We start from the raw sequence: 10,610 nt of genomic DNA on the forward strand, positions 1-10,610 counted from the left end.
GTCTTGTCAAATTATTATGAATAAATAATTTATTAGTTTTGCCAGGAGCCGTATGCGGGGTCCGCACGTACGGTTCTGTAAGAGGAAAGAAGTCGGAAATTTATTTCCAACTTCTACCTACTTGATTATTGACCTAAAACAGTTATAGGATTTATAAAATATATTTTTAATATAAATGTATTGATAATATGTTAACTCAGAAGTATAATACAATCGATAAGAATTATTAGTAAATAATAATTTGTATATTAAAGGGGAACGTATGGAAAAAGATTTTATTAATGAAGCATTAAAGGAAGCTAAGAGATCATTATTATTTAATGAGGTACCTGTGGGCGCCGTTATAGTTAAAGATAATGAAATAATTGCTAGAGCGCACAATTTAAGAGAAACGCTTCAAGATGCAACTGCTCATGCGGAAGTTTTAGCAATAAAAAAAGCCTGCGCTATAACAGGGAGTTGGAGATTAACAGGGTGTGACATGTATGTAACACTCGAACCGTGTCCCATGTGCGCAGGGGCTATATTACAGTCTAGACTCAGAAAGTTGTATATAGGTATTTTTGATCCGAGTGTAGGAGCTTGTGGCTCTATAATTAATGTTATTCAAAATGATCATTTAAATCACTGGACAGAAATAAATTGGTTATACAATGAGGAATGTGGTAGTTTACTTACTGATTTCTTTAAAGATAGAAGATGAATTAAAGGAGAAAAAAATATGGAAAACAATTTAAATAGTGATATAATGGATAAACTTACTAAAGTTTGTTTATGTAAAGCAATTCCAAGATCTATAATAAAAAAAGCTATATATAATGGTGCAAGAACAATAGGTGAAATTCAAAAAGCTACAGGGTCCGGATCAGGTGGATGCAAGGGAAATAGATGTACTCCTAAAATAGAGGAAATTTTAAAACAAGAATTAGAGAAAGAAAAATAAGATAGTAAAAGTAATATATATTTATATAGCAAAAACAAAGCCAAGTGGTTTTGTTTTTGTTTATTTTAGTCCTATTTAATTGAGCGTAATAGGTATATTTATTTACAAGAAAATTTAAAATAAATATTTTTATGGTATTGACATCGTTATCAAAATATATTAAAATGAACATAAGCGAAAGCAAATGAAATAATAAACGAATATAAACGAACATTTAGAATTAAAATATGATAAAATGGAGATTAAAAAGTATGTTTCCAGAAGAAAGAAAATCAAAAATATTAGATAGTTTAAACAAATATGGCAAGGTAAAAGTATGTGATTTATCGCAACAATATGAAGTCTCAGAGGTTACTATTAGACGCGATCTTCAAGAATTAGAGGAAGACAAACTAATTAAAAGAGTGCATGGAGGGGCAATATTAAATGATAATACTAAGTTTGAACCCACTTTTTCAGAAAAGATTGATAAGTTTTATGATGAGAAGGAATCTGTTGGAAAATTTGCTGCATCATTAATAATGGATGGTGATACAATAGCATTAGATGCAGGGACTACGACACTAAGTATTGCTAAAAATATATTGGCTAAAAATATAACGGTTTTAACAAACTCCTTGGATATAGCATATGAACTTCTAAAAAAGCGAGATGTAGAGGTAATTGTTATTGGAGGCACATTGAGATGGGAAACTAGAGCAATGGTTGGACCAGTGGCAGATAATTTACTTAAAAATTTCAGAGTAGATAAAGCTTTTATAGGTACAAATGGTATATGTATCACAAATGGATTAACAACTCCCAATATTAACGAAGCTAATACAAAACTCGAAATGATAAAAATCGCAAAACAAACTATAGTGGTGTGTGATCATACTAAATTTGGTTTGGTTTCATTTTCTAAAATAGTTGATATAGACAATGTTGATGTCATAATTACAGATGATCAATTAGATGAGAAATTATTAGAAAAGTTTGAAGAAAAAGATGTAAAAATTATTATAACAAAATAAATGGTGGTGAAAAAATGATTATAACAGTTACTTTAAACCCAGCACTCGACAAAACTATTGAAATTGATGATTTCAAAATTGGCAACGTTAATAGAATTGTGTCTACAAGAGTTGATGTTGGAGGCAAAGGTATTAATGTATCAAAAGTTATTAAGGAACTTCATCATGAAAGCTTAGCTCTCGGTTTTTTAGGTGGAAATAGTGGTGATTTAATAAAAGAATATTTAAATGTTTCAAATATAAAAAATGATTTTTTATCTGTTAAAGGTGAAACTAGAACCAATATAAAGATTATTGATAAGGTTAACAGTACTCATACAGATGTAAATGAGAATGGACCTAACTTAGAACATAAGTATAGTATTGATATAAAAGAAAAAATTATGAAATATTGTGATGAAAAGTCTTTAGTAATTCTTTCAGGAAGCGTTCCAGGTGGAGTTTCCAGCAGTATATATGGCGAAATAATTAAGGATGTAAAAAGTAGGGGCGGTAAGGTTATATTAGATGCAGATGGTGAAATGTTACTGCATGGAATTAAAGCTGGCCCTTACATTGTAAAACCAAATATTGATGAACTTGAAAAAGCATTTGATATCGAAATTAAAAGTGAAGAGCAGGTTATAAAAACTGCTAAAAAAATATTGGAGTACGGAGTAAAATATGTAGTAATATCGCTGGGATCAGAAGGATCGATGTTCATAAGTCACGATAAGGTAGTAAAGGTAAAAGGAATAAAGGTAGAAGTTAAAAGTACGGTTGGGGCAGGCGATTCTATGGTCGCAGCACTTTCAATAGCAGTAGAGAATGACTATAGTTTTGAAGAAGCTATAAAACTAGTATGTGCAACAAGTACAGCTAATGTAATGACTGAAGGAACACAAACAGGAAGAATTGAAGACATAGAAAAATTAAAAAAACAAATAACTATAAAATACATATAAGAAGGGATGATTATTAATGAATATAACTGAATTATTAAATGTTAACCTAATTAAACTTGAACTTGAGAGTAAAACAAAAGAAGATGTAATAAAAGAAATGGCAAAAATATTGGATGATGATGGTAAGTTACTAGATATAGATAAATATATAAAAGCTGTAACAGCTAGAGAAAAAGAATTTTCAACAGGTATAGGTATGGGAATAGCTATTCCTCATGGTAAAAGCAGTGGAGTTAAAGAACCTGCATTACTGTTCGCAAGAAGCACAGCAGGTATTGACTATCAGTCTATGGATGATGAGCTAGCGCACCTATTCTTTTTAATAGCAGTACCAGAAAAATCAAGTGATGAGCATTTGAAAATATTAGGCCAAATATCTAGAAAACTTATGCATAAGGAATTAAGGGATAGCTTAATGAAAGCTACTAGTCCTGAAGAAATAATTACTTTACTTGGTCAATAGACATTATATGTTTTCTATATTTTTTATAAGGTTACAAAAAATATAATAAAAAATTCAAATTAATAGGGGGAATATATATGAAATTCGTAGCAATAACTTCATGTCCAACAGGAATAGCGCATACTTATATGGCAGCTGAGGCTCTTGAAATGGCAGCAAAAGAAATGGGCGAAGATATTAAAGTAGAAACTCAGGGATCTGTAGGCGCAGAAAATCAATTGACGCAGAAAGATATAAGTGAAGCAAGAGTAGTAATAATTGCAGCTGATACTAACGTTTCAAAGGAGCGTTTTGCGGGGAAGACTATAATTGAAGTTGGGGTAAAAGATGCAATTAAAGATGCAAAGGGGCTTATCCAGAAAGCAATAGATATAAAACTTGAAAATAAAATTAGTTCAGAAGATGTTAATGAAACAAAAGAAGGAAACAAGGTTGAGAAAAAGGGTATTTATAAGCACCTTATGACAGGGGTTTCTTATATGATTCCTTTTGTAGCAGCTGGTGGTATTTTAATCGCACTTTCTTTTGCTTTTGGAATACATGCTTTTGAACAAGAAGGATCTATAGCTGCTGCATTAAAGGACATTGGTGGCGCTTCCATGGGACTTATGTATCCAATACTTGCAGGGTTTATAGCATTCTCTATAGCAGATAGACCAGGTATTGTACCAGGTATGGTTGGCGGAATGCTTGTTTCAACTTTAGGTGCAGGCTTTTTAGGAGGAATTGCAGCAGGTTTCTTAGCTGGTTATACTGTAGTTTTCTTAAAGAAAACAATAAAATTACCAAAATCATTACAAGGCTTAATGCCAGTTATAATTTTGCCAGTTTTATCTACATTAATAGTAGGGATCGCAATGGTATTTATTATTGGAAAACCTGTAAGTGCTATAAATACAGGACTATCAGCTTGGCTAACTAATTTAAACGGAACTAATTCAGCAGTCCTTGGAATTATTCTTGGACTTATGATGGGGTTTGATTTGGGTGGACCATTTAATAAAGCAGCGTATACTTTTGGAGTATCAACTTTGGCATTGGCGCCTAGTTCTGCAATAATGGCTGCGGTAATGGCTGCAGGAATGGCTCCTCCACTAGGAATAGCGCTTGCAACAGTTATATCAAAAAAGAAATTTACGCCAGAAGAAAGAGAATCAGGTAAATCTGCTTGGGCATTAGGGGCTGCATTTATAACAGAGGGTGCAATACCATTCGCTGCAGCAGATCCACTTAAAATAATACCTTCAACAATGGTAGGTGCTGCAGTTACCGGAGCATTATCTATGTTGTTTAAATCAGCAATAGTAGCTCCCCATGGTGGTATATTTATATTATTAATCCCTCATGCAGTTACTAATTTAGGCGGATATATAATTGCAATACTAGCGGGTACTATAGTAACGGGTATTATGGTTTCAGTATTAAAGAAGGATGTTGTTGTTAAAAATGAGAGTAATGTTAACAATGGTATTAATAGTTAATACTACAGCTCCTCAAGACATGAATTAATAAGTATTAGTTTTTAAAATTAAACTCACTCCGAGGAAAGCAAAACATTTAAGTTTTCTAGCCTTGGAGTGAATTTTACGTGTAAAGATAAATATTTAATGATGTGTATTGAATATTTATCTTTACTTTTTTATAATAATAAGACACACTTATATAAGATTAATTATAAAATTTGATTTTTAAATAGTTAAGCTATAACTAAATGCTTAAAAATTAATATAAAAGGAGGAGTTACTTATGAATCCAATAGCTTTTAATATATTTGGATTAGATATCAGATGGTACGGCATTCTTATTGCAATGGGAATGATGATCGGAATTATACTTGCGAATTTTACTTGCAAATTAAAAAATCTAGATTATGATGAGTTTTTAAATATTGTACTAATATCTTTCCCAGTAGCTATAATTGGAGCTAGAGCTTATTATGTTATTTTTGAATTTGATCAATATAAAGATAATTTAATTCAAGTGTTTAATATTCGTCAAGGTGGTCTAGCTATTCACGGTGGTATTATATTTGGTATGATAACAGCATTTATATATACAAGATATAAAAAAGAGAGTTTACTTAGGTATGTAGATGTAGCGGCACCATCTATAATTATTGCTCAAGCTATAGGAAGATGGGGTAATTTTTTTAATTCCGAGGCTCATGGTGGACCGGTAACTCAAGCATTTATAAGTAAATTTCCGGGTTTTGTGCAAAAGGGAATGTTAATAGATGGAGTATATTATCATCCAACATTTCTTTATGAATCAATATGGAATGTGATGGTATGTTTAGTACTACTTTACTTATTAACAAAACCACTTAAGAAAGGAATGGTATTTTTTACCTATATAGGATTATATTCATTAGGAAGGTTCTTTATAGAAGGACTAAGAACTGATAGTTTGATGTTTGGAGGTGTTAGGGTGGCTCAGCTAATAAGCTTAGCAGGAGTTGTTATGTGGATTATATTTATTATAATTAATCATAAAAAAAGACATTCATATTACTAATTTTTAAAAAATAATAAATTATGTATATATATAAGTAGATTGAGAAATATAATATAATAGTTATTAGTGTTTTTGAAAATTTTCATAATATTTTAATAAATAACTATTGAAATTACTATTTATTAATAGTATAATTATTAATGTCGCACTACTTGTGTGTATATAAAATTTAAAGAACTTTATGGAGAGATGTCCGAGTGGCTTAAGGAGCATGCCTGGAAAGCGTGTGTAGGGGCGACTCTACCGAGGGTTCGAATCCCTCTTTTTCCACCAGTTTATATTTCCGTACTAGCTGGGGAGTTAGCGGTGCCCTGTACCTGCAACCCGCTACAGCAGGGGTGAATTCCTCGCTTAGGTTATAAAATGTGTGGCTGCCCTATATAAGTGGTGTTGATAATTGGGTCCCACGCAATGGAAATTCATGAACCCCGTCAGATCTGGAAGGAAGCAGCGGTAAGTGAAACCTTTCATGTGCCGTGGACTAACCTGGTTTGAGCTAACTATATAGGTAACGAGCATAGTTTATTTATCAAAGCGAGGTGTACGGTCTACAAAAGAATTATAAGATGCCTGTGAAGGCATCTTTTTTATTTATCTAATAAATATTATTATGAAAAGAGGTGAAAATTGTGTCATATAAAGCTTTGTATAGAGAGTGGCGACCAAAAACTTTTCAAGATGTAGTAGGTCAAGAGCATGTGACTATAACTTTAAAAAATCAAATAAATGGACAGCGAATAGCTCATGCATACCTTTTATGTGGTACAAGAGGAACGGGAAAAACCTCAACAGCTAAGATATTAGCTAAAGCAGTTAATTGTACAAATTCTGATCATGGAGAGCCTTGCAATGAATGTGAAATGTGTAATAAAATAAATGCAGGAACAGCGATAGATGTTACAGAGCTTGATGCGGCATCTCATAATGGAGTAGATAATATCCGTGATATAATTGAAGACGTTGCATATCCACCACAGGAAGCTAAGTATAAAGTATATATCATTGATGAGGTTCATATGTTATCTATAGGGGCAGTTAATGCTTTCCTAAAAACTCTCGAGGAGCCACCGAGTAATATAATATTTATATTAGCTACAACTGATCCTCAAAAACTACCAATAACTATATTATCAAGGTGTCAAAGATTTGATTTTAAAAGAATAAAAAGTTCTGACATATTTGATAGACTTAGAAAAATAGTATTAAAGCAGGGAAATTCTGTAGATGATAATAGTTTAAAGTTAATATCAAGAGTTTCTGATGGAGCAATGCGGGATGCTTTAAGCGTTCTAGATCAAGCAATATCAATGAATGACGGCAGGGTAGAGTATAATGATGTTATAGAAATGTTAGGACTCGTAACATCAGAGAGTATTACAAAGCTTACAGATAGCGTAATAGATAGAAATATTGAAGGCTCAATAAAAGTTATAAATGAGATAGTTTTTAGTGGAAAGGATATATATGTATTTTTAAAAGATATGACTACTCATATGCGAGATCTTTTGATGGCGAAAGTAAGCGAAAATGTAGAGGAAATTTTAGATATGTCCACTGAAAATATAGATATTTTAAAAAAACAAGCAGCTAAAATAAGAGTAGAAGAAATCATGAGGAATATAAAGATATTACAAGATGCACAGGAACAAGCTAAGTGGAGTAAACAAAATAGAATTTATTTAGAGCTTGCAGTCATTAAGATGTGTAAAATAGAATATGACACTTCAAAAGAAATACTCTTAGCTAGAATAAACAAGCTTGAAGAAATAGTGAAACAAGGAAAAATAACTGTTGCTTGTGAAAGTGTTACGCCAAGGGCTACGCAGAAGAGCGCATCTAAAAAAGAAAATGTCACAAATAAAAAAACACAAATAAGACCAATTCAAAAGCATAATGCTAATTCTACGTTAACTGTAGAACTAGTAAAAAAATCATTTAAAGATATTTTAGACATGTTTAAAGCTCGAAGACATATGGTTATTTACGCATCTTTAATGACAGGTGAAATTATATCCTGCGATGGTGGGGTAATAGAACTTGGCTACGAAAAACAATTTTCCTTTAATAAAATTAGACTTGAGAAAGAAGAAAATAGAAATATAATAGAAGAGATATTTTCTGAATCACTTAAAGAGCAGGTAAAAATAAAATATACTATAGAATCTGATGAAGTAGAGGTTAGATCACCTGAGGATATATTAAAAGATACATTTGGAGAAGATCTTGTTGAAATACTAGATGAGTAAATGAAGTAAAAAATATTTACTTGTTTAATGGAAATTATTATAGGTATTAGTATATAATAGTATAGAGAAGTTGTAATAGGTTAGAAATATATGTCCTTATAAATTGATGAAATTTATTGGTTACAAATCTAGAGCAGATAAATATAACAATATTAAATTGAACAACTAAAATATTTAGGAGGTTATTATTATGGCAAAAGGCGGATTTCCAGGTGGAAATATGAATAGTTTAATGAAACAAGCTCAAAAGTTTCAAAAACAAATGGAAGATATGCAAAAGGATTTAGGAGACAAGAAATTTGAATCATCTGTTGGAGGCGGAGCAGTAACTGCAGTAGCTAATGGAAAGAGACAACTTGTTGAAATAAAGATAAAACCAGAAGTAGTAGATCCAGATGATATTGAAATGCTTGAAGATTTAATTATGAGTGCTTGTAACGAAGCATTAAAGAAAGCAGAAGATGAATCAAGTAATGAAATGGGTAAATTGACAGGCGGAATGAACATGCCAGGAATGTTTTAACGACATTTCAGCGACCCAGGAGATGATTTAATTAGTAGTATTATAAAAATTACATTGTTATGAGGTGACTAAATTGGATTTTTATCCAGTAGCAATAGAAAAAATAATAGAAGAATTTGCAAAACTCCCAGGTATAGGGAAGAAAACAGCTCAAAGACTTGCTTTGTTCGTATTAAATCTTCCTAAAGAAGAAGTGGATGAGTTTGCCCAGGCGTTAATTGTAGCTAGGGGAACCATAAAGTATTGCTCTGTATGCGGAAGCTTTACAGAAGCGGACCCTTGCCCAATTTGTTCTAATCCTAATAGGGATAAGAGAATCATTTGTGTAGTTGAAAATCCAAAAGATATTATGACAGTGGAAAGAGTTAGAGAATTTAATGGGGTTTATCATGTTTTGCATGGAACAATATCACCAATGGCAGGACGGGGTCCTGAGGATATAAAGTTAAGAGAACTTATAAGAAGAATCAATGGAGACGTTGATGAAGTAATAGTAGCTACTAACCCAAACATAGAGGGAGAAGCTACAGCTATGTATATATCTAAAATATTAAAACCACTAGGCGCTAAAGTTACAAGAATTGCTCATGGTATCCCGGTTGGTGGAGATTTAGAATATATAGATGAGGTTACCCTCTCTAAGGCTTTAGAAGGAAGAAAAGAAATATAGAATATTACTCCTGTTTTATGTCAAGAATTAAGAAAAGATATAAAATGGGAGGTTTTTATTATTAATAGAAAAAGAATAATTGAAATATTGTTTTCGACTCGAAAGTACACTGAGGATGAAAAAGATATTATTATGTGTTTAGAAGAAGCAAAGTTTGAGTGGGAAGGTGCGAGGAAGTACTTTCAAGTTGTAGATGATCCTAAACTTATAGACTATGCAATTTATAGGGAAGATCAATCTAGAGCTAGATACATATACTTTTTATTGGAAGCTAGAAGAAAAGGAGTAACTATTGACGCTAGTTCCATGATAGAGGAGTTAGATATTATTAACAGATAAAACAAAATAGGGGTGAACCTTAATATGGAAAACATATTATATTTTATAATTGGCATAGTAGCAATGGTAATCGTGGTAAAGCTATTTTCTTGGCCACTAAAAATATTAGTTAAATTATTATTTAATTGTGTTTGTGGTGTCTTACTTTTGCTACTTGTAAATTTTTTAGGACAATACATAAATATAGATGTACCTATAAATGCCATATCTGCACTTATTGCAGGATTTTTAGGGGTACCAGGAGTAATATTTTTAATAGTTTTTAAATATTTAATGTGATATATTTACATTGATGATGACATATGCAAGAATGCATTTAGAGTAAAGTAATATGACCTTTAATTATTAAAAGGTTATATTACTTTTGTTTTTATAATTAAATGTATAGGACGGTATATTTATAGCATACTAAGGAGAATACTTATTATATGTGGAAGCTTTTAATAATTAGAAGAATAACTATCCTGGTGTATCAATACAAGAGATATAGCGATAAAGTTTAAGAATTCAAGAATGCGAAACCTGTCTTATTTTAATTACTTTGAATTTAATTATTCAGGAAAGGTTCTATGATAAAATATTCCTTGTCGAAGCTCGTAAGCAGCGATAAAGGTCAAGATTAATGAGTTAACATATCGTGATTTAAAATATATTCAAAAGAAATTCAAATTAATGTTGACAAAACAAGAAATACCTAGTAAAATAATAGAAGTCGTCACTTGATGGCAAAGCAAATTGGTCTTTGAAAATTAAACAGAGAAATAGGTAAACTTAGCAAAATAATATTTTGCTAAACCAGTCAATTACTATAGAAAAGTAATATTAGTTGTAAGACTAAAAAGTATGTAATGAGCTTGCGAATTAACTTAACAGTTATCGCAGATTAATTATTTTAGTTAAAAAGTGTAAACTTTTAAATTGAGAGTTTGATCCTGGCTCAGGACGAACGCTGGCG

General features: G+C 31.3%; 12 protein-coding genes, 1 tRNA gene and 1 other RNA gene. All 14 read left to right on the plus strand.

Annotated features, from left to right (window positions below; genetic code table 11):
- Positions 1-262: 262 nt before the first annotated feature.
- The 14 genes from ACREVX_RS05160 to ACREVX_RS05225 all read left to right on the plus strand — a co-directional run bounded on the left by ACREVX_RS05160 (position 263) and on the right by ACREVX_RS05225 (position 9,934).
- Positions 263-703 carry a nucleoside deaminase gene (locus ACREVX_RS05160; protein WP_431543103.1) on the plus strand — a complete coding sequence of 147 codons (441 nt, stop codon included), beginning with the start codon at positions 263-265 and terminating at the stop codon, positions 701-703.
- Positions 704-721: 18 nt separating this feature from the next.
- Positions 722-943 (plus strand): (2Fe-2S)-binding protein, encoded by a 222-nt coding sequence (locus ACREVX_RS05165; protein WP_431543104.1) that lies wholly within the window; start codon positions 722-724, stop codon positions 941-943.
- Positions 944-1,194: 251 nt separating this feature from the next.
- Positions 1,195-1,956: a DeoR/GlpR family DNA-binding transcription regulator gene (locus ACREVX_RS05170; RefSeq protein ID WP_431543105.1), complete on the plus strand. Its 762-nt coding sequence runs from the start codon at positions 1,195-1,197 to the stop codon at positions 1,954-1,956.
- A gap of 14 nt (positions 1,957-1,970) precedes the next feature.
- Positions 1,971-2,900, plus strand: a complete 930-nt coding sequence (gene pfkB, locus ACREVX_RS05175) for a 1-phosphofructokinase (protein ID WP_431543106.1) — start codon at positions 1,971-1,973, stop codon at positions 2,898-2,900.
- 16 nt (positions 2,901-2,916) lie between these two features.
- Positions 2,917-3,363 carry a PTS sugar transporter subunit IIA gene (locus tag ACREVX_RS05180; RefSeq protein WP_431543107.1) on the plus strand — a complete coding sequence of 149 codons (447 nt, stop codon included), beginning with the start codon at positions 2,917-2,919 and terminating at the stop codon, positions 3,361-3,363.
- Positions 3,364-3,440: 77 nt separating this feature from the next.
- Entirely contained in the window at positions 3,441-4,844 is a 1,404-nt protein-coding gene (locus ACREVX_RS05185; protein ID WP_431543108.1) for a PTS fructose transporter subunit IIC, read from the plus strand.
- Between the two features lie 265 nt (positions 4,845-5,109).
- A complete protein-coding gene (gene lgt / locus ACREVX_RS05190; RefSeq protein WP_431543109.1) occupies positions 5,110-5,877 on the plus strand; it encodes a prolipoprotein diacylglyceryl transferase in 768 nt (255 codons plus the stop codon).
- A gap of 183 nt (positions 5,878-6,060) precedes the next feature.
- A tRNA-Ser gene (locus tag ACREVX_RS05195) sits at positions 6,061-6,150 on the plus strand.
- A gap of 10 nt (positions 6,151-6,160) precedes the next feature.
- Positions 6,161-6,424: signal recognition particle sRNA large type (gene ffs, locus ACREVX_RS05200), an RNA gene on the plus strand.
- An 82-nt stretch (positions 6,425-6,506) separates the two neighbouring features.
- On the plus strand, positions 6,507-8,123 hold the full coding sequence (gene dnaX / locus ACREVX_RS05205) for a DNA polymerase III subunit gamma/tau (protein WP_431543110.1): 1,617 nt from the start codon (positions 6,507-6,509) through the stop codon (positions 8,121-8,123).
- Positions 8,124-8,313: 190 nt separating this feature from the next.
- The gene (locus ACREVX_RS05210; RefSeq protein ID WP_431543111.1) at positions 8,314-8,646 is read left to right on the plus strand and encodes a YbaB/EbfC family nucleoid-associated protein; all 333 of its coding nucleotides are present in this window, start codon (positions 8,314-8,316) and stop codon (positions 8,644-8,646) included.
- A 73-nt stretch (positions 8,647-8,719) separates the two neighbouring features.
- Positions 8,720-9,316, plus strand: a complete 597-nt coding sequence (gene recR, locus ACREVX_RS05215; RefSeq protein ID WP_431543112.1) for a recombination mediator RecR — start codon at positions 8,720-8,722, stop codon at positions 9,314-9,316.
- An 87-nt stretch (positions 9,317-9,403) separates the two neighbouring features.
- Positions 9,404-9,655, plus strand: coding sequence for a DUF2508 family protein (locus ACREVX_RS05220; protein WP_431543113.1), 252 nt, complete (start codon positions 9,404-9,406; stop codon positions 9,653-9,655).
- 24 nt (positions 9,656-9,679) lie between these two features.
- The gene (locus ACREVX_RS05225; RefSeq protein ID WP_431543114.1) at positions 9,680-9,934 is read left to right on the plus strand and encodes a pro-sigmaK processing inhibitor BofA family protein; all 255 of its coding nucleotides are present in this window, start codon (positions 9,680-9,682) and stop codon (positions 9,932-9,934) included.
- Positions 9,935-10,610 lie beyond the last annotated feature (676 nt).

This window comes from Clostridium sp. (assembly GCF_050717545.1).
GTDB lineage: Bacteria > Bacillota > Clostridia > Clostridiales > Clostridiaceae > Clostridium_AD.

Coding starts and splice junctions, on each gene's coding strand:
- ACREVX_RS05160 (WP_431543103.1), top strand. CDS start 263: ATGGAAAAAGATTTTATTAATGAAGCATTAAAGGAAGCTAAGAGATCA.
- ACREVX_RS05165 (WP_431543104.1), top strand. CDS start 722: ATGGAAAACAATTTAAATAGTGATATAATGGATAAACTTACTAAAGTT.
- ACREVX_RS05170 (WP_431543105.1), top strand. CDS start 1,195: ATGTTTCCAGAAGAAAGAAAATCAAAAATATTAGATAGTTTAAACAAA.
- pfkB (WP_431543106.1), top strand. CDS start 1,971: ATGATTATAACAGTTACTTTAAACCCAGCACTCGACAAAACTATTGAA.
- ACREVX_RS05180 (WP_431543107.1), top strand. CDS start 2,917: ATGAATATAACTGAATTATTAAATGTTAACCTAATTAAACTTGAACTT.
- ACREVX_RS05185 (WP_431543108.1), top strand. CDS start 3,441: ATGAAATTCGTAGCAATAACTTCATGTCCAACAGGAATAGCGCATACT.
- lgt (WP_431543109.1), top strand. CDS start 5,110: ATGAATCCAATAGCTTTTAATATATTTGGATTAGATATCAGATGGTAC.
- ACREVX_RS05210 (WP_431543111.1), top strand. CDS start 8,314: ATGGCAAAAGGCGGATTTCCAGGTGGAAATATGAATAGTTTAATGAAA.
- ACREVX_RS05225 (WP_431543114.1), top strand. CDS start 9,680: ATGGAAAACATATTATATTTTATAATTGGCATAGTAGCAATGGTAATC.